Raw genomic sequence first — 24,803 nt, 5'->3', positions numbered from 1 at the left:
TTTTTTTCACGTTACGCACCTCTTAGCAGGATGATCCATGCACGGACTGTTACGACGCCTGTTCGCTCCTCGGTGGCAACACCCCGATCCCGAGGTGCGCCGCAAGGCACTCCATCAGCTTGACCCTCAGCAAACAGAGCAGCGGGAGGCCCTACACACTCTCGCCAACGATAGCGACAGCACTATTCAGTTAGCGGCGCTGCTCGCGCTTGACGATCTCAATGGCCTGCTTGTCGCCTATGAGCAGCACAGCCAGGACGAAGCATGGTTCAACGCCGTTTGCCAGCGGCTCACCGGGGCTGAGGGCCATGTAGACTTGCAGCAACGCCAAGCTCACGTGGAGAGCCTGACCGATCAACGTCTGCTGAATACGATTGCCATGCAGGGCGATAACCTGGGGCTACGTCTCACCGCACTAAAGCAGCTGACGAGTGAAGAAGACTGGGTGCAGCAGGCGTGCCATAACAGCGTCGCGGCGGTACGTCATCAAGCAGCAGAGCGGGTCAACGACGAAGAGAACCTAAAGAGGCTGCTGAAAGAGGCGCGCCGTGACCGCCAGGTGGTTCGCTTCGCTAAAGAGAAACTCACCCAGCTGCGTAACGATGCTGAATGGCTTGCAGAACAGCAGGCCCAACGGGAGCACCTGCTCACCCAGTTAGAGCAGCATGCCCGCGCCCCCTGGGAACCGCTTTACGGTGGCCGCTTCCGCCATTTAGAAAGAGAGTGGCAACACCTCAGTCATCCGCCCAGCGTTAGCCAGGAGCAGCGCTTTCATCAAGCGGTGCTGAGCTGCCGCAAAACGCTCCACGACCATGAAACTCAAGAGCAGGCCCACCAGCAAAGCCTTGCCCGCCGCGCTGAAGCAGAAAACACCCGCGATCAGCTGCTAGAAGGGCTAGAAGAGACGCTAGAGGGGCTCACCCACGCCAACGAGCTGACCGCTCAGGACATTGACAGCCTACGCGCTCAGCGCCAGCTCTTGGGCCAGCGCTGGCAGTCGCTCTCGGACCTTCACCCGCCGAATGAGGCCACCCAGCAGCGCTACAGCCAAGCGCTCAAGCAGTATGAGCAGAGCATGGAAGCCTGGCAGCGTTGGCAAACAGTGAGCCTTGCAGTAGAGCAAGCCTTGGCCAACAGCGATCACGACGGGCTAGCAGAGCACGTCGCCCAGTGCCGCTGGCCAGCGACGCTGACGGCCCCATCGTTGCTCGCTCAGGCGCAAAAGCAGCTTGCCACACAACATGCTCCGCCCCAGCAGCCAGACCTCTCCCTTAATGCGCTTAGCGCTGAGCTGGATAACTTTGAACACCTGTTAGAGCGTGGAGCATTTAAAAGTGCCAGCCGTTTACATCAGCGTTTAAAGCCCGCCATTGAAGCGCTGACAAGCGGCGATGCCAAACCGCTAAAAAGCCGCTTAAAGCACCTGGGTGCGCGGCTTGCCGAACTGCGCGACTGGCGCGGCTTTGTAGCAGGCCCTAAACGTGAGCAGCTCTGCGCCAGCATTGAGGCATTGGCAGACGATCCGCATATGGCGGAGTCTGCGCTTGACCGGCACCACCGCCAACTGGTGAAAGAGTGGAAAGCGCTTGGTGATGCGGCAGCGAACCGTGAGCAGTCAGCCCGCTTTCGAGCGGCCTCTGACCGGATCCATGAGCGCCTAGCGCCATGGCGTGCACAGCTTGACCAGGAACGAGAGGCCAACCTGCACGGCCGCGAAGCGCTGTGCGAGCAGCTGGAAACGCTGCTTGCTCAACCCGCTGAAGATGCCGACCCCGATATGCTGCGGGAGATTCGTGATAAAGCGCGCCACCAATGGCGCCATTACTCCCCCGTGCCACGGGAGCACTCCGAGGCCATTGGCCGCCGTTTTGGGGCAATCCGTCACCGCCTGCAGGCGCTCATTGACCAGCGTGCTGAGCAGATCGCCGCACAAAAGCGTGAGCTGATTGAGCAAGTGCAAGCACTGCAAAACGATAGTGAACAGCCACTGGCAACGCGCATTACGCGCACCAAGCAGCTACAGCAGCAATGGCGCTCGTTAGGCCGCGCGCCCAAAGGGGAGGAGCAAGCACTATGGAAGACCTTCCGCAGCGCCTGCGACCAGCTGTTTGCTCAGCGCGACGCGCATAAACACGAACAAGCCAACCGCCAGCAGCAAACGCTTGACCAACTGCAGGCCATTATTGATGAAATGGATGGCTGGCAACCTACCCAGGCAGATGAATCGGAGCGGCTAGACACCTACCTTGCCAGTATCAGCCAGCTAGAGCCGATGCCCCGCAATCGCCGTAGCGAAGGGATGCAGCGCCGCCTCAGCGGCATTGTGCGAGCCAAACGAGAGCGTTTAAGCCGCCTAGAAATTGTTGGCAAGGTGCAGCAGTGGCATGCCTTACTACCGCTAGTGAATGCGCACTTACATGCTGACCAGCAAGCGCTCAATGGTGAGGGCACACAGGCCGTGGAGGCTACCAGCGAGATATCCATTGAGCTAACAGAGGCCCTCAGCGAAGCACACCAGCAGCGCAATCACGCTCGCCTCTCTACCCCACTGCCACTTTCAAGTGAGCAACAGAGTGCGTTAGAAGAGCAGTTGGCACGCCTAAGAGTCCATCTTTCATTGCTCGCCTTAGGCAGCGTCAAACAGCGTGATGAACCACTGCGACTCGCCATTCAAGTTGAGCGCTTAAACAGCGGCATTCATACTGAGCGCAGTAAAGCGGATGAGCTGGACGAGGTACTGGTGGCGCTGTTGGCGCTAGGGCCAATGCCCCACAACTTATGGCTGCAAGAAGTCAATGAGCTGGATAACCTACTGAGCCGTTTGGCCCGCCCGCCCCAGCCATAACTCGCTTACACATAGCGCTAGCACACAAAGCAAACGGGAGGCGCATCGCCCCCCGTTTTTCGCTTTCTTTCTTGTGAAAAGATCGCCGGTGCTTAATGGTAGGGCTTAGCCCATAAACTGGCCGCCGTTAATATCAATGTTGGCACCTGTGATAAAGCCGGACTCTTTGTCGGCCAGGAACGTCACCAAACGACCAATCTCTTCTGGGGTGCCGTAGCGCTTTACCGGAATCGTCTCACGAATCGCTTCACGAACCTGCTCCGGAATTTTCATAATCATGTCGGTGGCGATATAGCCGGGGGAGACGGTATTCACGGTAATACCCTTCGTGGCCGTTTCCTGCGCCAACGACATGGTTAACCCGTGCATTCCCGCTTTGGCCGCTGCGTAGTTCACCTGACCAAACTGGCCTTTACGACCGTTGATGGATGAGATGTTAATAATGCGCCCATAGCCATTCTCCAGCATTCCCTCAATGACGCTACGGCAAGTGTTGAAGACGCTATTAAGGTTAGTATCAATCACTTGATACCACTGCTCATAGGACATCTTTTTCATGGTGCCATCGCGGGTAATGCCTGCGCAGTTGACCAGCACGCTGATCGGCCCATGTTTTTCATGGATTTCGCGGGCGCCTTCGAGACAGGCGTTATGGTCGGACAAATCAACACCCGATAATGCGATGTTGTTATAGCCGTCGGCTTGCTGGGTTTCCAGCCAGGTTTTGGCTTTGTCGGGGTTATGGTACCCCGCCACCACCAGATAACCCGCATCTGCCAACGAACGACAAATTGCCGTTCCGATTCCACCAGTTCCACCAGTTACCCAGGCGACGGGGGCTTGATTGGCCATTGACTACCTCCCTGATAAGACAAATGGCTTGGACCTTAATCACTGTTATGGCGTCGCAAGCCACTCTGAATAAGCGCATTCGCGCTTCTTTCACTCACAGCACGCCGCTTGTTCTATTGGGCGACACACCGACAGTAAGCTTTTTGTTATGCTGATTGAAAGCATAGCTTTACTCTCTCAATGTTGCAGCACGATGAAGATGACTGCCAGCAAGAAAGCGATTTATATGAGGGGTTGACTTAGCGTCAAAAATGCGTAGAATACGCCACACGTTGATGCGGGGTGGAGCAGTCTGGTAGCTCGTCGGGCTCATAACCCGAAGGTCATCGGTTCAAATCCGGTCCCCGCTACCAATATTTTGAAAGGCAGATCAGTTACTTACTGATCTGCCTTTTTTGTTTTTGTTTGTCTGCAAACTTCCTGTGACACATCTGTGACGTATATGTGACACATTCGCTCCGTTGCTTGCGTCAGTAATTTATTCTTACGACCTTCAGTCAACGGCTGGCAGTATTAATCATCTCTAATTTCCTCATGATTTTTTTGAATTTCTAGCAGATCGCCCACCTCACAATTGAAAAGCTTGCATAGCTTATCCAGTGCATCCAGCTCGATTCGCTGAGCAGTTTCTTTATAAAGAAGCGTAACAGTATTGCGGTTAAGCCCTGTTTCACGCGCAACATCCACAATCTTCATTTTGTGCTCACCCATCAAGCGCGCGAGATGACAACGAACCATCAAAACCTCCTGAAAATGCTTTTTTTGCTATCCTGAATGTCAAAAAACGATTGCGAATGGTTTTTTGCTGTCTAAAATGTCATCCAGGATCGCATTCTGATATTTGAGATGCCTTTTAGTCACGCAGAATACCACTCCTTTTGGAGGTTTTCGATGGAATCATCTTATACCTATCTCACGACCGAAGAGCTTGCCCAGCGCATCAAGTACGACTGCCGTACTATCCGACAGCAGCTAAAAGACAGCGTCCTTATCGAGGGCACCCACTACATCAAGCCATTTGGACGACGGAAAATTTTGTTCTTGTGGGAAGCCGTTGGAAAAGAAATACTTAAAGCCGCTCATGGCACTATTTCCATTCCGATGGCAAATGGAGGCTATAGCCATGGGTAAGGTTTCCTATAGGAACTGCACTACCTAGCCACCTGTTGCATTCATAAACCTCACTATTTGAACCTCACCATCCGTGGTGAAGTGATGACGCTCAGGTTTTTTCTTCATGGCCGCCACAATGCTCGCTTTAAGCCGCTGGGTATCACCCGGATAACGCCGCATTACAGCGCGTAAATCTACCGAGTGCTCATTGCCCAAGCAAAGGAGTAGTCGCCCTTCTGCCGTCACCCGAACACGATTACAGGCACCACAGAAATTATGGCTATGGGGAGAGATGAAGCCAATGCGCGACTGGCTGTCTACCATGCGGTAATAACGGGATGGCCCTAGGGTAGTCTCGGTGGTGGGCAGGAGTTGATAATGGTTTTCTATGGTCTCGCGTACCGCATCAGTGGAAAGAAAGGTTTCACCACGATTATGTTCGCTGATAGCGCCCAGCGGCATCTCCTCGATAAAGCTGATATCGGCTTGCTCATTCCGGGCAAAGTTTACCAAGTCGAGAATTTCGTCGTCATTGCGCCCCTTGAGCAGTACGGCGTTGAGCTTAATCGACTGAAAGCCAGCGCGGCGCGCTGCACGGATACCCGCGACCACCTGATCAAGATCCCCCGTTCGGGTTAATGCTTTAAAGCGTTCGGGCTTGAGCGAGTCGAGGCTAATATTGAGCCGATGTAGCCCGCCTTGCCGCAAAGCATCGGCATGCTTGACCAAGCCTGAGCCGTTGGTGGTCATCGCCAGCTCGCGCAGACCTTCCAATGCACCGAGTTTTTGCACTAGCGTGAGTACGCCCTGGCGTACCAGCGGCTCCCCGCCGGTTAGGCGGATTTTCTCTACGCCCAGCTCGACAAACGCCTGCGAAAGCGCGGCTATCTCTTCAAGGGTCAGCAGCTGGGCGCGTGGCAGAAAGGTCATTTCCTCAGCCATGCAGTACACACAGCGAAAATCACAACGATCAGTCACCGATATACGCAGGTAACGCACCGTGCGGCCAAACCCATCTACTAGTGCACTCATTCTACGGGCTCCTCTTGGGTACTGGCATTAACGGGCAGCCGGGCAATGAGTCCTTTTACCTCTGCGGTAACCTCGGTAATTGTTTGCTCATCATAAAACTGACCCCGTCGCTTGCGCAGGCCGTTTTCATATAGCTTTACGTGCTCTGTGGGTATCACATCCGCTTTGGCGAGACAGTGGCTGGCGCAGTGCATCTGGCACCCGTCAATGGCTACGATAGGGCGCCCGGAGCGGGCAATGCGCACCAGACCGGGCACACCACCGCCCACACCGGCAATGCAGGACATTTCTGCCTCTCCTGCATGGTCAAGACGCAGGGCAACGCTATTGGCAAGTTGCGCCACATCAGAGCAGCCGGAGCAGGCATAAATCAGTGTGCGGGGTTTGTGATGTGAAGACATACCCTCTCCTATAAAAAGAAAACAGCATCAGCAGCCACAGTGAGTATAAAAATTCAAGCGGCGAACTGATTAATGGGGTAGTAGTGGTAGGTGCTCCCTTCTGCTACGTCTGTTTCGGGATTGATCATTAAATAGCCATCGGCTTGGCTAGCCGCGCTGAGCATATGCGAGCCCTGTCCACCCGCTAACTGCGCCACCGGCAACTCTCTTGCCCAGTCCAGCACCACCCTTAACAGCTCACAACGCCCCCTGGGGCCGCGCTGAGAAAAGCCTGCCATAACGGGATAACTCTGCAACGCAGCGACACTTCTACCTTGCATGGCATGGATAAACGGCAGCGCCAGCAGTTGCCAGCCCACAAGGGACGCCACGGGGTTACCCGGCAGCGCCATTAACGGGGTGGAAGAGGAAGACTCCGCGCCTAGATAACCGAAAGCAAAGGGCTTCCCTGGCTTCATCGCGACACCATGAAAATGTAGTCCACCGCGCTGCTCGATCACCGGACGAACATGATCCTCTTCGCCTACCGAAACGCCCCCAGTGCACATCACCACATCTGCAACGGTTTGTGCGTGTTCAAAGGCCTGATGCAATGACGCCGGCGAATCAGCGATGACGCCCAAATCCAGCACGTCGCACTGAGCTTGCGCTAGCAGTACGCTAAGCATGGCGCGATTGCTGTCGTACACCTGCCCCGGAGACCGCGACATGCCAGGGGCAATCAGTTCATCTCCGGTTGAGAGCAGTGCCACCCGCAGGCGCCGTTTGACGGTCACGGCATTGATTCCATGGCTTGCCAACAACGCAATCGACGCGGCATCAAGAAACTTACCCGCGGCGAGTAGCGGGGTTCCCATGCGGGTCTCCTCGCCTTGACGGCGAATATTAGCGCCTACCACCACGTTACCCTCAAGGTGTATATGCCCGTGCTGATCAAGGGTGACCCGCTCTTGAGGCACCACAATATCTGCCCCCACGGGCACCGGCGCGCCGGTAAAAATACGCGCGCAGCCTCCTTTCGGTAGTAGCATGACGCCTGCGCCCGCCGGTACGCGTTGAAGAATGGGTAAGCCTGCGCCGGGAGGTGCCGCTTGGTAATCAGCCAGGCACAGCGCGTAACCATCCATAGCGCTATTATCCACACCCGGCATATCGAGAGGTGCGACCAGCGTTTCTGCCAGCACTCGCCCCGCCGATTGTTCTAGGGTGATGTTTTCTACTGCATTAATGGGCGTGGCGGCGTCGATAAGCCGTTGGCGTGCATCAAACAGATCTAACAAGCCGGGCGTGACTATTTCTGCGCAGTGACAGTTCATAAACGCACCCCATCATTGGCAGAGGTCGTTGTGTGACGCCCGTTACACAGGGTCGCTGAAGGCAGGACCATGGCGGCGAAGTTGCAGGGCCGAGTGCGGGCGTCCAGCTGCAAAGCGATAATTCTGTCCCACGCCAACGCACACGCTTTGGGCGAGCCGGGCATCGCGAATATCATCGTTCGGTTGGCCACCCCCGCGACGGCGCGAGACTGGATCGTCGCTGTGCCAATGGTCTTCAGGGAGTAGTGGCGGAACAGCTCGCCATACCCCTCAATCGCTTTGTCGAACAGCGGTATCAACGCCTCGGGAGTGGTATCCCGGGCAGTAAAACCGGTGCCACCATTAACCAGGATCGCGTGGATATCTGTTCGTGCAATCCATCCCGAGACCACGGCGCGAACCTGGTAGATATCATCAGGTACGATGCGTCTCTCTACCAGAATATGGCCGCTTTCGTTCAGATGCTTAACCAGCAGGTCACCGCTGCCATCCTCGTCGAAGCCACGCGTATCGGAAACCGTTAGTACTGCGATGCCAAGCGGGGTGAAAAGAGCATTTACAGGAACATGGGACATCAAGCCTCTCCTATTAGCTTTCCTACTGCATCAAGCTGCCGCCAGCATCGTCATCCAGAACAATCCCCTCGACGCCTATTTCGCTCTCTAACGCCAGCAAATAGTGGCGCAACGCACGTCGCGTCGCCTGCTCCCGGAGGCTGTGGCGCACTCGGTCGGCCACCTGATCGAAAGGTAACGCCCGCCCTTCACGCCGTTCGTCAATGATTACTACATGCCAGCCATAGCGAGACGCCAAGGGGCGCTCGTGAAGGCCTTCGGGCAGGTGCTGCAAAGCGCGATCCAGCTCAGGAACGGTCTGGCCTGACACTAGCCAGCCCAAATCACCATCCATCTCTTTTGAAGGGCACGCGGAGTGGTATTGCGCAAATTCGGCAAACCGCTCGGGTATGGAATTAAGTTCTTTAAGCAGTTTTTCGCCAAGCTGGTACGCGTCATCGCGGCCCTGGGAGTCATCTGGCGCCGCTGCTAGCAGAATATGCCTTACACGTAGCTGGGTCGGCTCGCTGAAGCGCTCACGGTGGGTATCAAAAAAGCGTTGGCAATCGGCTTCTCCCGGCTCGGGCACCTCAAGTTCCAGCTCAAGCAAGGCAGCAATCGCCGCATCCTCCTGCGCTTCGCTGGCTTCCTGTGTCGATAGTAGACCCAGGACGTTAGCTCGCTGGCGCAGCAGCTCTCTAACCACTAAGGCACGAGCCGCCTGAAGCTGGGCCTCCCCCGCCGTTTCGGCGGGGTGATACTGCATCTCTAACGCAATCGTTGCTTCATCGATACTAGCGTCGCCGACGCGCACCGGAGGCGGGGCGACACCCCCTGGTAGTTGTTCGATATCAATCATCTGCATGTTATTTCTCCTCTAGGCCTGGGCAAGCACAGCAAGTGTTTAGGCGCGACGGCGGACAAGCTGATAGCGCCGGGTCACATAGCCAAACGGTACGCTCCACACATGCACCAAGCGCGAGAAGGGGAACAGCAGGATGATGGTCAGACCGATAAAGATATGCAGTTTGTAGATCCATGACACTTCCTGCATATAGTCCGCTGCGCCGCCGCTAAAGAAGACGATGGATTGCGCCCAGCTGGAGAGTGTCAACATCATCTCGCCGTCCATATGGCCTAGCGAGAAAATGATGGTCACCATGCCAAGACATGCCTGTAAGACGATCAAACCCAGGATCAAGGTATCCATCATGCTCGACGACGCCTTTACGCGAGGATTGACCACTCGCCGATAGAGCAACATGGCGCCGCCCACCACGCACATGGCACCGGCGATACCGCCGACCACGATGGCAATCAGCTGTTTGGTACCGGCATGCAGGAAAGGCGCATAGACCCAGTGTGGCGTGAGCATGCCCACCAAATGACCGAAGAAGATGACGATAATCCCGATATGGAACAGGTTGCTGGCCAGTCGCATGTTTTTTGAGGACAGCATTTGGCTGGAGCCGGTCTTCCAGGTGAACTGGCCTTGGTCGTAACGCATGAGACTGCCGACCAAGAACACCGTACCGGCCAGGTAGGGGTAATAGCCGTAGATAAGATGTTGCAGATATTCTATGAACATGGCGTTTCTCCTTTTAGCGATCGGCCACGGTTGAGGGAGGGGAAGCGCTCCAGGCGGACGGCATGATTTTGACGGGGTCGCTGTGCACCGCATTCTTGCGTTCAGCAAGCCGCCGCCCTTCCGCAGACTGCAGCGCGCAGTCTTCGTCAGAAGTGGCCGAGAAGCGTACTGCCTCTTCTTCCCATACGGCGTCCAATGCTTCGGGCGTGTTGTCAGGCGCTTCTTTTTTGACCTGGGGCCGATGCTCTTCGACCTCGCCCTCGGCCCCAATTAACGCCAAAAGTGACAGCGGTACTAGCGCGTGATCCGCTCCCCGCTCCTCCAGTCGTGCGGTCAGCAGCGCCAGGATATGGCGTATTTCGCCCAGCCAGCGGCCGATCTCGGCTTCGTCGCACATCGAAAGGTATTCAAGAAATACCGGTAGATGATCGGGCAGTTCACGGGCATCCAACTCGAACCCGGCCGCGCTGTACTCAGCCATAAGATCCACCATGGCCTGACCACGATCACGGGACTCGCCGTGAACGTGTTCGAATAGCAGCAGCGAGGTAGCCCGTCCCTTATCGAACATGGCGACGTACTCGGCCTGCAGCTCAAGCAAGTCACCCTCTTGGAGACGCTGACACCACTCCATTAGCGACGACTTGAGAGCCGCCCCCAGGCGGCGCTCGGCATTGAGGATTTCGATGAGCTCACCGCTGGCATCCTGCAGTTCCTGGGTCGGGTAATCGAGCAGGCGGGCCAGTACGCGCAGGCTTCGCATACCCTGTAGCGGCTCGAACGACGGCTCTACCGGGGTGGGCGATTGGGTAGCGGCTTCAGTCATGACGAGACTCCTCAAATTGTGGCTGCGGGTCGAAGACCTCTACCGGTTTTACCAAAACGCTGGTCTGCTTACGGCCATTGAACAGGCTGGGCTGGCTCTCACCGTGGCAACCATCACCAAAGGTAAAGCCGCATCCTCCCCGTTCAGGGAAGGCTTCGGTGGCCATTTCCCGATGGCTGGTGGGGATCACGAAACGATCCTCGTAGTTGGCAATGGCCAGGTAGCGGTACATCTCCTCTACTTGGGCCACGCTCAGCCCCACGGCATCGAGCACTTCGGCGTTGGGGGTACCCTCCACGTGCTTGCCGCGCATGTAGACACGCATCGCCATTAAGCGCTTGAGCGCCAACACCACAGGCTCTTCCTCGCCGGCTGTCAACAGGTTAGCCAGGTACTTCACCGGGATACGCAGTGATTCGATCTTGGGCAGGATGCCGTCGAACTCCACATGGCCTGCCTCGGCGGCGGACTGAATCGGCGACAGCGGCGGCACGTACCACACCATCGGCAGCGTGCGGTATTCCGGGTGCAGCGGCAGCGCCAATCCCCAGTCGATGGCCATCTTATAGACCGGTGAGGCTTGGGCCGCCTTGATGACGTTCTCCTGGATACCATCCCGCCGGGCCTGGGCAATCACTTCCGGATCATTGGGATCAAGGAAGATCTCGCACTGGCGATGGTAGAGATCACGCTCATCCGGCGAGCTTGCCACTTCTTCAATGCGGTCAGCGTCATAGAGCAGAACACCGAGATAGCGAATGCGGCCCACACAGGTCTCGGAGCAAATAGTCGGCTGACCGGCCTCGATACGCGGGTAGCAGAAGATGCATTTTTCGGACTTACCGCTTTTCCAGTTGTAGTAGATCTTTTTGTAGGGGCAGCCGGAGATACACATCCGCCAGCCACGGCACTTGTCCTGGTCAATTAGAACGATGCCGTCCTCTTCCCGCTTGTAGATGGCACCGCTCGGGCAGCTGGCTACGCAGGTGGGGTTCAAGCAGTGCTCGCACAGTCGCGGCAGGTACATCATGAAGGTGTTTTCAAACTGGCCATAGATATCTGCCTGCACCTTGTCGAAGTTGGCGTCTTTGCGCCGCTTGGCGAACTCGGTGCCCAGGATCTCTTCCCAGTTCGGGCCCCATTCGATCTTTTTCATGCGCTGACCGGAAATCAGCGAGCGTGGGCGTGCCACCGGCTGGTGCTCGCCGATCTTGGCGGTATGCAGGTGTTGGTAGTCGAAAGTGAACGGCTCATAGTAGTCGTCCATTTCGGGCAGGTCGGGGTTGGCGAAGATATTCGCCAGCACCCGCCATTTGCCACCAATACGCGGTTCAATCCGGCCATCGGTACGGCGCATCCAGCCGCCCTTCCACTTGGCCTGGTTCTCCCACTCTTTGGGATAGCCGATACCGGGCTTAGTCTCGACATTGTTGAACCAGGCGTACTCCATACCTTCGCGACTGGTCCAGACATTTTTGCAGGTCACCGAACAGGTGTGGCAACCGATACACTTATCAAGGTTGAGAACCATGCCTACCTGAGAACGAATTTTCATTTCACGGCCTCCTGAACGCTGTCATTGCCTTCACCATCCAGCCAGTCAACGTGTTTCATCTTGCGCACTAACACGAACTCATCGCGGTTTGAGCCGACGGTGCCGTAGTAATTAAAACTGTAAGAGAGCTGCGCGTAGCCGCCGATCATATGGGTGGGCTTGGGGCAAACACGGGTGACCGAGTTGTGGATACCGCCCCGTGTACCGGTTATCTCAGAGCCAGGAACGTTTACGTTGCGTTCCTGGGCATGGTACATCATCACCATACCCGCCTTGACCCGCTGGCTGACCACTGCCCGCGCGGCAATCGAGCCGTTGGCGTTGTAGACCTCGATCCAGTCGTTGTCCTCGATATCGATCTCGGCTGCATCCGCCTCGGAGAGCCACACCACCGGGCCGCCGCGGTTGAGCGTCAACATCAGCAGATTGTCGGAGTAAGTGGAGTGAATGCCCCACTTCTGGTGCGGCGTGAGGAAGTTCAGCGCCTTGCTCTTGAAACCATTGTCGGCGGGCAGCGTGAAGCCTTTGGCTGCCTTGGTATCGATGGGCGGGCGATAGACCAGCAGGCTTTCGCCGAAAGCGCGCATCCAGGCATGATCCTGATAGAACTGCTGACGTCCACTCACGGTGCGCCAGGGAATCAGCTCGTGAACATTGGTGTAACCGGCGTTATAGGAGACGTGCTCATCCTCTAGGCCGGACCAGGTCGGGCTGGAAATGATCTTGCGCGGCTGAGCGACGATATCGCGAAAGCGAATTTTCTCTTCGTGTTTGGGCCTAGCCAAATGCGTGTGATCACGCCCGGTAATTTTGGAGAGTGCATCCCACGCTTTTACTGCCACGGCGCCGTTGGTTTCCGGTGCCAGGGTCAGAATCATCTCAGCGGCATCGATAGCGCTGTCGATCAATGGGCGGCCTTTATGTGGGCCATCCAACTTGCGATGGTTGAGTTTGCCCAGCAGCTCGACTTCAGCATCGGTATTCCAGGCGATGCCCTTGCCACCGTTACCGATGCTTTCCAGCAACGGCCCTACTGAGGTGAAGCGCTCATAGGTTTCGGGATAGTTACGCTTGACTTCAATCAGCGACGGCATGGTCTTGCCGGGAATCGGCGCGCATTCGCCCTTCTTCCAATCCATCACCGCCGGCTGGGCCAACTCTCCTGGCGAGTCGTGCTGCATCGGTAGCGTGACCAGGTCGGTCTCTTCGCCCAGGTGGCCTACACACACCTTGGAAAACGCCTTGGCAATACCCTTGTAAATATCCCAGTCGCTGCGCGATTCCCAGGCCGGGTCGGTGGCGGCAGTCAAGGGGTGAATAAAGGGGTGCATGTCAGAAGTGTTAAGGTCGTCCTTCTCATACCAGGTCGCCGTGGGCAGCACGATATCCGAGTAGAGGCAGGTGGTGGACATGCGGAAATCCAGCGTCACCAGCAGGTCGATCTTGCCTTCCGGCGCCTCGTCACGCCATACCACTTCTTCGGGCTTCTGGCCACCGAAGTCGCCCAGGTCTTTACCCTGAATACCGTGACGAGTACCCAGCAGGTACTTGAGCATATACTCATGGCCCTTACCGGAACTGCCCAGCAGGTTGGAGCGCCAGATGAACATATTGCGCGGGAAGTTCTCTGGCGCGTCCGGGTCTTCTGCGGCAAAGCGCAGTTCGCCGCTCTTGAGCTGCTGAACCGCATAGTCGGCGGTAGACATACCCGCGGCTTCAGCTTTTTTCGCCAGGCGCAGCGGGTTAGCGTCCAGTTGAGGTGCTGACGGCAGCCAGCCCATACGCTCAGCGCGCACGTTAAAGTCGATCAGGCTACCGGGGTAATCCTCGGCCTTGGCCAACGGCGAAAGAATTTCTTTAATCTCAAGCTTCTCGTAGCGCCACTGGGAGGAGTGGTTATAGAAGAACGAGGTGGAGTTCATATGACGCGGCGGACGCTGCCAATCAAGGCCAAAGGCTAACGGCGTCCAGCCCGTCTGCGGGCGCAGTTTTTCCTGACCCACATAGTGAGCCCAGCCGCCACCGCTCTGACCGATGCAGCCGCACATGACCAGCATGTTGATCAGGCCGCGGTAGTTCATGTCCATGTGGTACCAGTGGTTCATACCGGCACCGACGATGATCATGCTACGACCGTTGGTTTTATGGGCGTTGTCGGCAAATTCACGGGCAATGCGGGTGCACTGCTCTGCTGGGACACCGGTGATTTTCTCCTGCCACGCGGGGGTATAGGGGCGAATCTGATCAAACGAGGTCGCGCCATCATCTTCGCCGTCGCCGGCAAAGCCACGGTCGATACCGTAGTTGGCACACATCAGATCAAAAACGGTGACCGCCAGCATTTCGCTGCCATCGGCTCTCTTTAAGCGTTTGGCGGGCAAATTGTGGAACAGTAGGTCGTCAGCCGCGCCGACACCCGCCCCTTTAACGTGCTCAAAGTGCTCGTGCTCGATACCGCCGAAGTAAGGGAACGCCACGCGCGCAACGCTATCGTGGTGGTTGGCCAGGCTTAGCAACGGCTTGATTTCAGTGCCAGCGGCGTCCAGCGATTCCAGGTTCCACTTGCCCACTTCGTCACCGGTTTCCCCCCAACGGAAACCGATGGAACCGCGTGGTACCACCAGCTGGTCACGGGTTTCGTCCCAGGCAACGGTTTTCCACTCGGGATTGTTTTCCTGGCCCAGGGCAGCATCAAAATCACTGGCACGCAGTTGGCGGCCTGGTGCGAAGCTGCCATCTTCACGCACTTCCAGCTCCACCAGGAATGGCATGTCGGTATAGCGGCGCACATAGTCGGTGAAGTAAGCACTGGGGTTCTCAAGGTGGAACTCTTTGAGGATGACATGGCCCATGGCCATGGCCAGGGCGGCATCGGTGCCCTGTTTGGCGGACAGCCACTCGTCGGTGAGTTTGGAGACTTCGGCGTAATCCGGGGTGATCGAGACCGTCTTGGTGCCCTTGTAGCGCACTTCGGTAAAGAAGTGGGCGTCCGGGGTACGCGTCTGGGGCACGTTGGAGCCCCAGGCGATAATGTAGCCGGAGTTGTACCAGTCAGCGGACTCAGGTACGTCGGTCTGCTCGCCCCAGGTCATTGGTGAGGCTGGCGGCAAGTCGCAGTACCAGTCGTAGAAGCTCATGCAGACGCCGCCAATCAGCGACAAATAACGGCTACCCGCCGCGTAGCTGACCATCGACATGGCGGGAATCGGCGAAAAGCCAATGATCCGGTCGGGGCCATACTGCTTGGCGGTGTAGACGTTCGAGGCCGCGACCAGCTCATTGAGCTCGTCCCAATTACCGCGCACGAAGCCGCCCATACCGCGGGCACGCTTGTACTGCTTGGTCTTGGCGGGGTCTTCGACAATCGACGCCCAGGCATCCACCGGGTCGGGATTCGCCTTGAGTGCTTCGCGCCATAGCGCCAGCAGCGGCTTGCGCACTAAGGGGTACTTGAGTCGGTTGGCGCTGTACAGATACCAGGAGTAGCTGGCACCGCGTGGGCAGCCACGCGGTTCATGGTTAGGCAGATCAGGACGGGTGCGCGGATAGTCGGTCTGCTGGGTTTCCCAGGTAACCAAACCGTTCTTAACGTAGATTTTCCAGCTACATGAACCGGTGCAGTTCACCCCGTGGGTGCTGCGTACCACTTTGTCGTGCTGCCAGCGGGCACGATAACTATCTTCCCACTGGCGGGATTCGCTGCGTAGTTCACCGTGTTCGTTGGCAAAAGGCTCGCGGGACTTGCGGAAGAAATTCAGCCGATCTATGAAGTGACTCATGGTCGATCTCCAGGCTCCTCGGAAATTTGCATACCCGACAGTGCGGGTTCCATGGAGTGGATTCTGCGTGATCGACAAGCGAATTACTGCGTGATTACCTCCATATACACCCTATCTACCCCCAAGGTGATAGAGCGGCCAACGTAAAGGAATAGACGGTTGGCACTGTTGAAATTACACCGTGCGCGAATGCTTGCTGTAGCAAGGCTGGATAGGCTCGCAGGCCTTCAATCACGTTTACATTGCAACTCACTGAACATTCATACAACATACTTTTTATAGCTGAATTACTCTCGGAGCAAAACGCACTCCATGCATCTCACCCGATTCACCGATTATTCGATACGCGTATTGATATTTCTTGCTACCAAGGGGGAGGAGCGCTCTACGATTAATGAAATTGCCGAGACGTTTAATATCTCACGCAATCATTTGATGAAAATCGTGCAGGAGCTGAGTCAAAAGAACTACGTTACCGCTATTCGTGGCAAGAATGGCGGCTTACTGCTGACACGTGATCCTGCAACCATTGGGTTAGGCGAGCTGGTACGCGAGATGGAAAACGACATGGCGTTAGTGGAGTGCTTTCATAGCGACAACGCCTGCATCATTACACCGGCATGTCGCCTTCAACCGATTCTTAATGATGCACTGTCAGCATTTCTAGGTGTGCTCGACCACTATACGTTGGCCGACCTCCTGGGCAATCAACGCTCTCAACTGGCGCAACTTATGCGCATTCCTACTGTCAGCGCTTAGCACTCACTAGCCATCCTGTCCGTCGACTCGCGCCTGCATTAACGGCCAAGTGTAATGCACTAGGAATATTGCGTAGGCTACACACCAGAAGATAATGCTTAGCGTGTAGGTCCAGTGGGTAATCTGGGGAAATATCGCCAAGACGGGTGAGCGCACCAGGGCGGCTATTAGCATTAAGCCCAGCGCCACACCCATACCGGGCAAGGTGCGTATGGGGCGGCCTGTATGACCTAGCGAAACCCTGGCCATCATGGCCAGCATCATGGCACCCATGCCACCAATGGTCAGGGCATGTATAGCTAGTTCTGTGCGTATCAGCCCCATTAGTGCCAAGACCCACATGATTAGCCCTAACGGGATGCAGACGTAGCTACCGTGGAGTCCCCAAAGTAAAGGTTCGCGCCAGCTGTGCAGCCCACCCCAGCGCGCCATGCGAACAGTATTGGCCAACGCCGCTAAGAGCATCACCCCGCCGATTAATGACGCAGGAATGGCAACATCCAGCATGATAATCAACTGCAGCACGACAACCCCAGCCGTGCTAGCCAGCGTCACTCCTTCAAGTAAAGCAATAGGTTCAGGTTTGGTGCGTCCCAAACGGTTCGCAGTAAACATGCCAATCACGCGTCCGCCAACGACTGTCATCATCAGTGTGATTAACAGCACGGCTAAGTAGGCGGCTTGGCGGATAAGCTCGGCGTCACCCTGAATCACCCCTAAGTGCATCGCCAGATTAGCCGTGGCAAACAGCAGCAGCACGGGTATAAAGATCAAGTTGCGCCACCGCTTTGCAGTGATGACCAGACGCGCCATCACAATGGCGACCACCGGCAGAAACGCAAGATCAACCGCCAGCAGCAGCCACCCCGGCAAATCCAAGGGGAAAGCCATCAGCACCCTGCCCAATAGCCATAACACCACCAGACCCATTAGCGGCGCGCCGCTTAAGCTCGGCAATCCGGTCCAGTTGCGCACAGCAGTCAGTAAAAATCCCGCTACCACAGACGCAGCAAAACCAAACAACATTTCATGCTGATGCCAGAACACCAGGCCGCCATAAGGGCGCAGCAAAATACTGCCATGCCAGAAGCCCAACCACACCAATAGGGAGGCCACACTAAACAGCGCGGCCAATAGAAAGAAGGGCCGAAAAGCCAGGCGCATTAATGGCAGATTCTCAAGCTTAGAAGCAGGCTGGGATGAGGTGGTCGTTGGCATGGTTTAATCCCGACTAAATTACTTGGAAATATGATTGTGCGCCTAGCTATCAACAAAGACCATGACATGCATCAAAAATACATCTTATGGCTAGCATTTACAGACTCGTCGCATTAAGATTCATTTTAAATACTTCTTAATATACCGAGGGATTAACAGTGCTAACACATGAGCAGGAAAAGCTGATCAACGCGACAGCTCCCGTCGTGGCCGAACACCTGAATGCGATTACACAGCGCTTCTATCCGCTGATGTTTACCCGTTACCCAGAGGTCAAGCCCCTCTTTAATGAGGTTCATCAGCAAAGCGGTGGTCAGCCCCGTGCCCTGGCCAACGCCGTGTTGGCCTATGTGCAACTACGCAGTAATCCAGCTCAGGCGCGGGCTACTCTGGATGTTGTGGTCAGCAAACACGTCTCTCTAGGCATTCTTCCCGAGCAGTACCCTATTGTTGGCGAATGCCTGCTGGCAGCGATTGGCGAAGTGCTGGGTGAAGCTGTCACCCCGGAAATCGCCGATGCATGGGGCGCTCTATATAACGAGCTTGCCGCCCTGTTAATTGACCTCGAAGACCAGCGCTATCGTGAGTTTGAGCAGCGCCCGGGCGGATGGCGCGGCACACGCCGTTTCAAGATTGCCAGTACCCAGCAGGAAAGTACTTTAATTCGCTCGTTTATCCTTGAGCCCGAAGATGGGGGCCGCGTGGCTAACCACGAGCCCGGGCAGTATATCGGCGTACGTTTGACTATTAACGACGAATTGGTCTATCGGCATTACAGCCTTTCGGACACACCGAACGGTCGAAGCTACCGTATTTCGATCAAGCGCGAAGAACAGGGCCAAGTCAGCTGTCATTTCCACGATGTTTTAAAACCAGGCGATATCTTGGAGCTGTTACCGCCAGCAGGTGATCTGACGCTGATTGAAGGTGATGAGCCTCTACTGCTTGCCAGCGGCGGCGTTGGTCAAACTCCCTTGCTCCCCATGGCGCGCCATGCCTTATCTCTTGGGCGGCAAGTCATCTATCTACACGCTGCCCTGGATGCCGACCACCAGGCCTTTAAAGGCGAATTAGAGGAGCTGAAGAGCGAGTATCCTCAACATCTTAAAGCTGTCCGTATTCATGAGCGCGGTAACGAAGCCGAACATATTGGCCGTATCGACCGCAGCTTATTAGCTCACTACCTGTCAGACCTTAAGACACGCTGCTATTTCGTCGGACCTCAAGGATTCATGACAGCGATTAACAGAGCCCTGTCGGAGCTGGGTGTTGATGAGGATCGCCGACACTTTGAGCACTTTGGCCCCTCGCGCCCCCTCAACGCAACCTGATAATGGATGGCCCCAGTAGTATAACTGGGGCCGCCTTGTATTAGCTCAATGAAGCAGTTAAGAAGCTAGAAGCGTCAGCAAGCCAAACCAAACCAAACCAAACCACCCTGCACGTTAAGAAAAACCCATCCTTCAGGTCATTTTCGACGATCCAATAAGACCGGACTCTTTCAGTAGATAACTTAATTCCGGCTAGTGACGTTTGCAGAGCTACCCAGTTTGCTGTGCTCCTTTAGCCATATGAGAGCCAGGCTCGCTTGACAGAACCTTCATTAAGTCCTAAATCTTAAACATAATATCATAGTATGATATTTAAAAAATAAACCACGACCTCCACTAACCTCGAGGCTAGATAATGACTCTCCTCAGTATTATTCAGCTACCCTTTTCCCACTTGAAGAGATGGAAACACATCCAACAACGCCACCCTTCAATCGCCACTCTGGCCTGGTGCGTCGTGCTGCCCATGTCGTTGCTACCTCCTGTACTGCTCTATTACGCGGCTACCCACTACGGAGATAGCTTCGCTCCGGGCTTCGCTGACCGCCAGTGGCGCTTCATCACTACTATCTTGTTCTTGGCCGAGCTGCTTACCTTCTTCTTGATGGGCTGGCTGATTCATGCAGTAGTCAATAGCAATCGCGAACTCTCAATGAGCTACCACGACGCTTATCTGGTGGCGGCCTTAGCACCACTGCCATTATGGTTTGCTACGATCGCTCTGCTGGTACCCAGCCTGCTCTTCAATGCCATGGTTGTTATGGTGGCATTGGGTACCTCTTGTAGCTTGGTCTATCACGGCCTTCAGGCTCTATGTGAGCGCTCAACGAATGACGTAACAACGATGTCTGTTACTTACACCGTTATGGCCGCAGGGTTGCTGGCATGGGGCTTGTTGATGGCTATTGTTTGGGCTTACTAAAGTTTAGGTAGTGATGGGAGCTAATCACTCGCTAAGTTTATAGGGCAACCCAGTGCAAACGAGGTAACGATGAGTATCGAATTGAAACGTGCCTACGACTCTCCTCACAATAAGGATGGTTATCGTGTCTTAGTCGACGGAATCTGGCCGCGTGGGGTATCCAAGGAAGCAGCCAAAATTGATGAGTGGCGTAAGGAAGTCGCACCGAGCAGCGAACTTCGCAAAGCATTTCATAACGGCTCACTCGGCTGGAATGACTTCCGCCGACGCTATCTCAAAGAGTTAACTCCCTATCGCGAGGCCCTTCGTGGCCTTGCACAACGTGCCAGGAAAGAGCGTGTCACTTTAGTATTTGCCTCTAAAGAAGAGCGACATAACAATGCCGAAGTGCTGCGCCAGTACTTGAAAATGCTAAAATAATCGTCTCAATCAATGGCACATCAACTTGCTCTAAAGTATGGAGTAAGTGCTGAAGGCAATCACCCCTCAGGCCAGCCAGGAGAGAGGGCTGTGATGAACAGCGGCCCCCACCATATAGGCAAAGATGGACACTGCCACTACCGCGGCTAGGGCTCGCACCGCTGGCGTGGCCCCACGTTTAATCGCAATGGTACCAATACCGATATAGGCCAGCAGTGCTAATAGCTTGGCGCCAAGCCAGGGAAGCTGCCAGGGCCATACGGAAAGCAATACCATCAAAGTCACCCCCAGCCCCAACAGAGCCGTATCAATAAGATGAGGCAATACCTTGACCCAACGGGCGTTGAGTCGCGGGCTTTCCTGCACCGACCACCAGGCGCGCACTACGAATAACGTGATGCTCAGCGCAGCGGCCGTCATGTGCAAATGCTTGATGAGGAAATAGTGCTCCATGGTAACCGTCCCTAGCCGACGTTAAGCGCATTGCCGTGATGATCGAAGGCAAGATAGGTGGTGATATTACCCATTTGCAGCGACTCCATCATACGCTGAAGCTGGCGTTCAACCTCGGCGTCATCTTGTGGGTCGTCCATGGCAGCGGTGAAAACTAGATCCCATTCGATCTCGGTGCGGCGTGACTCCTCGACCAACGCCGCCATACTGGTCAATTCCTCCGTCGACTTATCTACGCAGACCACCGGCACCAACACACCCCCTTCACCCTGTTCGAAGCGACGGCGCTGTTCAGCATCGGGGAAATCGGGCAGCTCTGCGCGAACGAACACAAACAGCAGGCGCTGGGGATTAGGTTGTTTACGTGCTTCCTGCAGTAAATCGGCAAACGTCGCTATATTCATAAAATCGGTGGTCATAACAACTGTGGTCATAAAGTGAGCCTTATCGCTAGTAGTTAAGAATCAGAAGGTGAGAGAGAGTAGTTAAGAATGAACAGGTGAGACTCATAGACGGCGTTACTCGGGTGACTCTACGAAAAGCCACAGCAGCAGCATTACCATGAACAGAGGGATCAACAGGCTAAGTGGCGCCGCGCGCCAACCATAGGCTTGGACGACCAGCGGTGCTATTCGCAGGGAAAGCCCGACACCTGCCGCTAAAGCCACACAAAGGGCGATACAAAGACACACCCAACGGCCAGGCATCCAGCCTTTGGCGTGGGCGATGCCGGTGGTAATCACCGCTCCTCCCAGCCCAAGCCCAGCCCCTACCAACAAAAAATCCCACGGCTGGCTAGCCATCCCAAATCCTCCCAGCGCCAACGCTAGCCCCAGTAATAGCCATTGCATCAAGCGGCAGGTGTCGCCCAGTTTGGCGATATACCAGGCCGGCCACGCCAACAGTACACCACTCATCAATGGTACCAACACATAGACAGGCTGCTTTGCAAGCAGGGCATAAAGTGTCCAGCTAGCCACCGCTAAAGCGCTTGCTAGCGGCATTAGCAGCATGGCTACCAGCAACTGATAACCATTCACTGGCTTTATTGATGTCTCCAACGTGGGAGGCGGCACAGATGATGGCATGGCGTTTCCCAGCGAGGGTATAAAGACATCGGAAGACATGCCAGAATTGTCGGTAAATACTGGGCTTAGGTCAAAAAGGCATCGGAGGTAGGCTGGCTAACCCCAAAGGAATAGCCCTCGTATCGAAATGCAGACAGTGCCACACTCGCTTACCTCTTTCGCGCTATCGGAAATGCCATGAAATTACTTCAGCGCTCCCTGGTTGCTCGCATCATTGCGTCCTTGCTTGCCATTAGCGGGATGGCGCTCATCAGTATCACCCTGACCATGACAATGTCTAACAGCAGCCGTGGCGATGCTGCCGCGATTAATGTCGCTGGCTCATTACGCATGAATGCCTATCAGATTATGGGAGCCTTGCAACGCCTGGAGTATGCTCCAGAGGAGACAAGCGCAGAACAGCTCGAAGGACTGATTTCGAGCTTCGATCAACGCTTGTATGGCACAACGCTTCAACAAACGATCCCCATTGATGATCGTCATGAGCGCCGCCGTCAACTGGAAAAACTTCAGAGCTACTGGCAACACTCGCTTCGCCCGGCACTAGAGGCTCCGGCCGCTGCCACGGCGCTAGACCTCGCTACGCTAGAAATGATGATCGTTGAGATGGTCAGTGACATTGAAGTGCTAGTGACCTATCTGGAGCAGAGCACCGAGGCTAAGGTGCGGCTACTGGGGATGATGCAACTGCTTTTTCTGGTGCTGATCGCTATCGTGGTTTCGATAGCCCTTTACGATGTTCGCCATAACCTGGTAGTGCCGCTGCGCCAGCTGATGGTGCTTGCCCGCGAGGCGGCGCAACGTAATTTCAAGCCACGCTCAGAGCTACGCGGCAGTGATGAGCTGGCTTTGCTGGGCCACACCTTTAATAAGATGTCTGCCGAGCTGGCAACCAGCTACGCCGCATTGGAAGACAAGATATCGCGCAAGAAACAGGAGCTTGAGCGCAGCAATCAGGCGCTGCGAGTAATGCATGATGCCAGCCGTTCACTGTATGGCGGCGGTAACGACCTTTGCTCTAGCGCAGCACCTATGCTGCGCGAACTGGAAAACCTGCTGGATATCGGGCCGATTCGGCTTTCCCTCAACGATCCTTTCGACCAACGGGAAATGCCGGTTTTGGAAACCCACTCACGTACCCGGCCAGAGTATTGCCGTGACCAGGAGTGCCACGCCTGCCTGATTGATCCCCGCCCCTTGGAGATGGTGTCCAATAACCAGTCCCAATGTTTACTGCTACCTATCAGCGTCGGCGACACGCTGCTTGGCACCCTGGAAGTGTGGTATCACCAGGAGCGGCTCAACGATAGCACCCGTCGGTTGCTCACCATGTTAGCCGACCAGTTGGCCACGGCGGTGTACCTGCAGCGGCGTATCGAGGAGCAGCAGCACGTCACGCTGATCAACGAGCGGACCATCATTGCCCGCGAACTTCACGACTCGCTAGCCCAATCGCTCTCTTATCTAAAGATGCAGGTGGCGCGACTCGAACGTATGCAGCAAAAAGAAGCCTCTCGAGAGATGCAGTCTGCGGTATTCGACGAGCTGCGTACCGGTTTAAACAGCGCCTATCGTCAACTGCGTGAACTGCTTACTACCTTCCGGCTCAAACTAGAGGGGCCTGGGCTGCAATTTGCCTTACGCCAAACCATCGAAGAGTTTAGCCAGCGCATGGAGATAACGGTCGAGCTTGACTACGATGTGCCGCCTTACCTACTTAATCCCAATGAAGAAATTCACGTGCTGCAGATCATTCGCGAGGCGCTGGCTAATACCCACAAGCACGCCCAAGCCCACTGGGCTGGGGTCACTGTGCATTTCGCCGATGCTCGCCTGTTAGTGCGTATTGAGGATGATGGTATCGGCCTGGAAGACGATAGCTCGCCGCCTATGCACTACGGTTTGGTGATTATTCGCGACCGAACCACTACCCTGAACGGGGAGCTAAGTATCACCAATCGCCCCGCAGGGGGAGCCAGCATTGAGATAGTCTTCACCCCGTTGACCGCTCGCTTAATTCAGCAGCAGCCTGTTACGGCTGCCTCAGACTCTCACTTAGGTACAGGGGCTTCTTAATGACGCTGACCACTGCCAACGATACACCCGCCACTCTAATGATTATTGATGACCACCCGCTACTGAGGCGTGGCGTCGCCCAGTTGCTTGAACTAGAGGACGATCTTGAACTGGTTGGCGAGACGGGCGACCCTGAAGAGGGCATTGCACTGGCTCTCAAACTGGAGCCTGACTTGGTTTTACTGGATTTAAACATGCCAGGCGTCAATGGTTTAGAAGCCTTGCGCCGCCTACGGGAAGCCAACTATAGCGGCCGTGTGGTGATGTTCACTGTTTCCGACCATGAGGATGATGTGGTCGCGGCGCTACGCAACGGTGCCGACGGTTATCTGCTAAAGGATATGGAGCCTGAAGACATGGTGCGCCAGCTGCGTCAAGCTGCTTTGGGACGCATGGTCATCAGCGAAAGTCTAACCGCCCTACTCGCTGAAGCGCTGCGTAATCAGCGCAATGCCCCCACCACTCCGGATATTCATAGTCTGACGCAGCGTGAACGCGAAATTCTACAACAGCTTGCTAGCGGACTCTCCAACAAGCTCATCGCGCGCAAGCTGGATATTACCGAAGGCACGGTCAAGGTTCACGTCAAGCATCTGCTCAAAAAGCTCAACTTACGGTCCCGTGTCGAAGCCGCCGTCTGGGCAGTCCAGGAAGGTATCGATCACTAGTCGATTC

23 protein-coding genes and 1 tRNA gene are annotated in these 24,803 nt (G+C 55.6%); 9 read left to right on the top strand and 15 right to left on the bottom strand.

All coding sequences use genetic code 11. The features are described from left to right. Positions 1-37 precede the first annotated feature (37 nt). Positions 38-2,845, top strand: coding sequence for a DUF349 domain-containing protein (locus BMY49_RS01910; protein WP_089674630.1), 2,808 nt, complete (start codon positions 38-40; stop codon positions 2,843-2,845). Between the two features lie 105 nt (positions 2,846-2,950). On the opposite strand, the gene phbB is transcribed toward BMY49_RS01910, so the two are convergent. Then, positions 2,951-3,697, bottom strand: a complete 747-nt coding sequence (gene phbB / locus BMY49_RS01905; protein ID WP_058579713.1) for an acetoacetyl-CoA reductase — start codon at positions 3,695-3,697, stop codon at positions 2,951-2,953. Between the two features lie 276 nt (positions 3,698-3,973). Here phbB and BMY49_RS01900 point away from each other — a divergent pair. Continuing rightward, positions 3,974-4,050, top strand: a tRNA-Met gene (locus BMY49_RS01900). 160 nt (positions 4,051-4,210) lie between these two features. Here BMY49_RS01900 and BMY49_RS01895 read toward each other — a convergent pair. After that, positions 4,211-4,435: a helix-turn-helix domain-containing protein gene (locus BMY49_RS01895; RefSeq protein WP_062375251.1), complete on the bottom strand. Its 225-nt coding sequence runs from the start codon at positions 4,433-4,435 to the stop codon at positions 4,211-4,213. Positions 4,436-4,588: 153 nt separating this feature from the next. On the opposite strand from BMY49_RS01895, the gene BMY49_RS01890 reads away from it, so the two are divergent. Further along, positions 4,589-4,828, top strand: coding sequence for a hypothetical protein (locus BMY49_RS01890; protein WP_062375253.1), 240 nt, complete (start codon positions 4,589-4,591; stop codon positions 4,826-4,828). A 24-nt stretch (positions 4,829-4,852) separates the two neighbouring features. Here the strand turns inward: BMY49_RS01890 and moaA are convergent, their stop codons facing one another. From moaA to BMY49_RS01845, 9 genes are read right to left on the bottom strand one after another with little or no spacing between them, the layout of a single operon-like run. After that, entirely contained in the window at positions 4,853-5,842 is a 990-nt protein-coding gene (gene moaA, locus BMY49_RS01885) for a GTP 3',8-cyclase MoaA (protein ID WP_062375254.1), read from the bottom strand. Next, a complete protein-coding gene (locus BMY49_RS01880) occupies positions 5,839-6,243 on the bottom strand; it encodes a putative zinc-binding protein (RefSeq protein WP_062362481.1) in 405 nt (134 codons plus the stop codon). Before BMY49_RS01880 ends, moaA begins: the two co-directional genes overlap by 4 nt. Positions 6,244-6,296: 53 nt before the next feature. Continuing rightward, complete coding sequence (locus tag BMY49_RS01875) at positions 6,297-7,559, bottom strand: molybdopterin molybdotransferase MoeA (RefSeq protein WP_062362484.1); 1,263 nt, start codon at positions 7,557-7,559, stop codon at positions 6,297-6,299. Further along, on the bottom strand, positions 7,556-8,134 hold the full coding sequence (moaB, locus tag BMY49_RS01870; protein WP_062375258.1) for a molybdenum cofactor biosynthesis protein B: 579 nt from the start codon (positions 8,132-8,134) through the stop codon (positions 7,556-7,558). The genes BMY49_RS01875 and moaB overlap by 4 nt, the downstream gene beginning before the upstream one ends. 22 nt (positions 8,135-8,156) lie before the next feature. Continuing rightward, entirely contained in the window at positions 8,157-8,978 is an 822-nt protein-coding gene (locus BMY49_RS01865; RefSeq protein ID WP_089674629.1) for a peptidylprolyl isomerase, read from the bottom strand. A 39-nt stretch (positions 8,979-9,017) separates the two neighbouring features. Then, on the bottom strand, positions 9,018-9,701 hold the full coding sequence (narI, locus tag BMY49_RS01860) for a respiratory nitrate reductase subunit gamma (RefSeq protein ID WP_062362493.1): 684 nt from the start codon (positions 9,699-9,701) through the stop codon (positions 9,018-9,020). A gap of 13 nt (positions 9,702-9,714) precedes the next feature. Beyond that, complete coding sequence (gene narJ / locus BMY49_RS01855) at positions 9,715-10,527, bottom strand: nitrate reductase molybdenum cofactor assembly chaperone (protein WP_062375260.1); 813 nt, start codon at positions 10,525-10,527, stop codon at positions 9,715-9,717. Next, positions 10,520-12,082 carry a nitrate reductase subunit beta gene (gene narH / locus BMY49_RS01850; RefSeq protein WP_089674628.1) on the bottom strand — a complete coding sequence of 521 codons (1,563 nt, stop codon included), beginning with the start codon at positions 12,080-12,082 and terminating at the stop codon, positions 10,520-10,522. The genes narJ and narH overlap by 8 nt, the downstream gene beginning before the upstream one ends. Beyond that, positions 12,079-15,861, bottom strand: a complete 3,783-nt coding sequence (locus BMY49_RS01845; RefSeq protein WP_089674627.1) for a nitrate reductase subunit alpha — start codon at positions 15,859-15,861, stop codon at positions 12,079-12,081. The genes narH and BMY49_RS01845 overlap by 4 nt, the downstream gene beginning before the upstream one ends. A 312-nt stretch (positions 15,862-16,173) precedes the next feature. On the opposite strand from BMY49_RS01845, the gene BMY49_RS01840 reads away from it, so the two are divergent. Next, complete coding sequence (locus tag BMY49_RS01840) at positions 16,174-16,620, top strand: Rrf2 family transcriptional regulator (RefSeq protein ID WP_062362504.1); 447 nt, start codon at positions 16,174-16,176, stop codon at positions 16,618-16,620. Positions 16,621-16,626: 6 nt separating this feature from the next. Here the strand turns inward: BMY49_RS01840 and BMY49_RS01835 are convergent, their stop codons facing one another. Beyond that, on the bottom strand, positions 16,627-17,838 hold the full coding sequence (locus BMY49_RS01835) for an NnrS family protein (protein ID WP_062362507.1): 1,212 nt from the start codon (positions 17,836-17,838) through the stop codon (positions 16,627-16,629). 158 nt (positions 17,839-17,996) lie between these two features. Here BMY49_RS01835 and hmpA point away from each other — a divergent pair, with 158 nt between their 5' ends. From hmpA to BMY49_RS01820, 3 genes are all read left to right on the top strand, one after another. Beyond that, positions 17,997-19,169: an NO-inducible flavohemoprotein gene (gene hmpA, locus BMY49_RS01830; RefSeq protein ID WP_089674626.1), complete on the top strand. Its 1,173-nt coding sequence runs from the start codon at positions 17,997-17,999 to the stop codon at positions 19,167-19,169. 355 nt (positions 19,170-19,524) lie between these two features. Next, on the top strand, positions 19,525-20,091 hold the full coding sequence (locus BMY49_RS01825) for a Yip1 family protein (protein WP_062362514.1): 567 nt from the start codon (positions 19,525-19,527) through the stop codon (positions 20,089-20,091). A gap of 69 nt (positions 20,092-20,160) precedes the next feature. Continuing rightward, positions 20,161-20,511: a DUF488 domain-containing protein gene (locus tag BMY49_RS01820; protein WP_062362517.1), complete on the top strand. Its 351-nt coding sequence runs from the start codon at positions 20,161-20,163 to the stop codon at positions 20,509-20,511. 66 nt (positions 20,512-20,577) lie between these two features. On the opposite strand, the gene BMY49_RS01815 is transcribed toward BMY49_RS01820, so the two are convergent. From BMY49_RS01815 to BMY49_RS01805, 3 genes are all read right to left on the bottom strand, one after another. Beyond that, positions 20,578-20,964, bottom strand: coding sequence for a SirB2 family protein (locus tag BMY49_RS01815; RefSeq protein ID WP_089674625.1), 387 nt, complete (start codon positions 20,962-20,964; stop codon positions 20,578-20,580). 11 nt (positions 20,965-20,975) lie between these two features. Continuing rightward, positions 20,976-21,398 (bottom strand): ribonucleotide reductase subunit alpha, encoded by a 423-nt coding sequence (locus BMY49_RS01810; protein WP_244154885.1) that lies wholly within the window; start codon positions 21,396-21,398, stop codon positions 20,976-20,978. A gap of 84 nt (positions 21,399-21,482) precedes the next feature. Next, on the bottom strand, positions 21,483-22,052 hold the full coding sequence (locus tag BMY49_RS01805; protein WP_230835113.1) for a hypothetical protein: 570 nt from the start codon (positions 22,050-22,052) through the stop codon (positions 21,483-21,485). Positions 22,053-22,229: 177 nt separating this feature from the next. Here BMY49_RS01805 and BMY49_RS01800 point away from each other — a divergent pair, with 177 nt between their 5' ends. After that, entirely contained in the window at positions 22,230-24,128 is a 1,899-nt protein-coding gene (locus BMY49_RS01800; protein ID WP_089674623.1) for a type IV pili methyl-accepting chemotaxis transducer N-terminal domain-containing protein, read from the top strand. After that, entirely contained in the window at positions 24,128-24,796 is a 669-nt protein-coding gene (narL, locus tag BMY49_RS01795) for a two-component system response regulator NarL (RefSeq protein WP_089674621.1), read from the top strand. The genes BMY49_RS01800 and narL overlap by 1 nt, the downstream gene beginning before the upstream one ends. Positions 24,797-24,803 lie beyond the last annotated feature (7 nt).

The organism is Vreelandella aquamarina (assembly GCF_900110265.1).
In the GTDB taxonomy this organism is placed as follows: Bacteria; Pseudomonadota; Gammaproteobacteria; order Pseudomonadales; family Halomonadaceae; genus Vreelandella; species Vreelandella aquamarina.
The sequence above is the reverse complement of the archived record's forward strand: the minus strand, read 5'-3'. Positions and strand labels throughout refer to the sequence as shown.

Excerpts from the sequence above, each read along its gene's own strand:
- narH (WP_089674628.1), bottom strand. The coding sequence starts at position 12,082 with ATGAAAATTCGTTCTCAGGTAGGCATGGTTCTCAACCTTGATAAGTGT.
- moaA (WP_062375254.1), bottom strand. The coding sequence starts at position 5,842 with ATGAGTGCACTAGTAGATGGGTTTGGCCGCACGGTGCGTTACCTGCGT.
- BMY49_RS01805 (WP_230835113.1), bottom strand. The coding sequence starts at position 22,052 with ATGCCATCATCTGTGCCGCCTCCCACGTTGGAGACATCAATAAAGCCA.
- BMY49_RS01820 (WP_062362517.1), top strand. The coding sequence starts at position 20,161 with ATGAGTATCGAATTGAAACGTGCCTACGACTCTCCTCACAATAAGGAT.
- BMY49_RS01895 (WP_062375251.1), bottom strand. The coding sequence starts at position 4,435 with ATGGTTCGTTGTCATCTCGCGCGCTTGATGGGTGAGCACAAAATGAAG.
- BMY49_RS01845 (WP_089674627.1), bottom strand. The coding sequence starts at position 15,861 with ATGAGTCACTTCATAGATCGGCTGAATTTCTTCCGCAAGTCCCGCGAG.
- BMY49_RS01910 (WP_089674630.1), top strand. The coding sequence starts at position 38 with ATGCACGGACTGTTACGACGCCTGTTCGCTCCTCGGTGGCAACACCCC.
- moaB (WP_062375258.1), bottom strand. The coding sequence starts at position 8,134 with ATGTCCCATGTTCCTGTAAATGCTCTTTTCACCCCGCTTGGCATCGCA.
- BMY49_RS01875 (WP_062362484.1), bottom strand. The coding sequence starts at position 7,559 with ATGAACTGTCACTGCGCAGAAATAGTCACGCCCGGCTTGTTAGATCTG.
- BMY49_RS01835 (WP_062362507.1), bottom strand. The coding sequence starts at position 17,838 with ATGCCAACGACCACCTCATCCCAGCCTGCTTCTAAGCTTGAGAATCTG.
- BMY49_RS01815 (WP_089674625.1), bottom strand. The coding sequence starts at position 20,964 with ATGGAGCACTATTTCCTCATCAAGCATTTGCACATGACGGCCGCTGCG.
- narL (WP_089674621.1), top strand. The coding sequence starts at position 24,128 with ATGACGCTGACCACTGCCAACGATACACCCGCCACTCTAATGATTATT.
- phbB (WP_058579713.1), bottom strand. The coding sequence starts at position 3,697 with ATGGCCAATCAAGCCCCCGTCGCCTGGGTAACTGGTGGAACTGGTGGA.
- BMY49_RS01890 (WP_062375253.1), top strand. The coding sequence starts at position 4,589 with ATGGAATCATCTTATACCTATCTCACGACCGAAGAGCTTGCCCAGCGC.
- BMY49_RS01840 (WP_062362504.1), top strand. The coding sequence starts at position 16,174 with ATGCATCTCACCCGATTCACCGATTATTCGATACGCGTATTGATATTT.
- BMY49_RS01825 (WP_062362514.1), top strand. The coding sequence starts at position 19,525 with ATGACTCTCCTCAGTATTATTCAGCTACCCTTTTCCCACTTGAAGAGA.
- BMY49_RS01810 (WP_244154885.1), bottom strand. The coding sequence starts at position 21,398 with ATGACCACAGTTGTTATGACCACCGATTTTATGAATATAGCGACGTTT.
- narI (WP_062362493.1), bottom strand. The coding sequence starts at position 9,701 with ATGTTCATAGAATATCTGCAACATCTTATCTACGGCTATTACCCCTAC.
- BMY49_RS01865 (WP_089674629.1), bottom strand. The coding sequence starts at position 8,978 with ATGCAGATGATTGATATCGAACAACTACCAGGGGGTGTCGCCCCGCCT.
- BMY49_RS01880 (WP_062362481.1), bottom strand. The coding sequence starts at position 6,243 with ATGTCTTCACATCACAAACCCCGCACACTGATTTATGCCTGCTCCGGC.
- BMY49_RS01800 (WP_089674623.1), top strand. The coding sequence starts at position 22,230 with ATGAAATTACTTCAGCGCTCCCTGGTTGCTCGCATCATTGCGTCCTTG.
- narJ (WP_062375260.1), bottom strand. The coding sequence starts at position 10,527 with ATGACTGAAGCCGCTACCCAATCGCCCACCCCGGTAGAGCCGTCGTTC.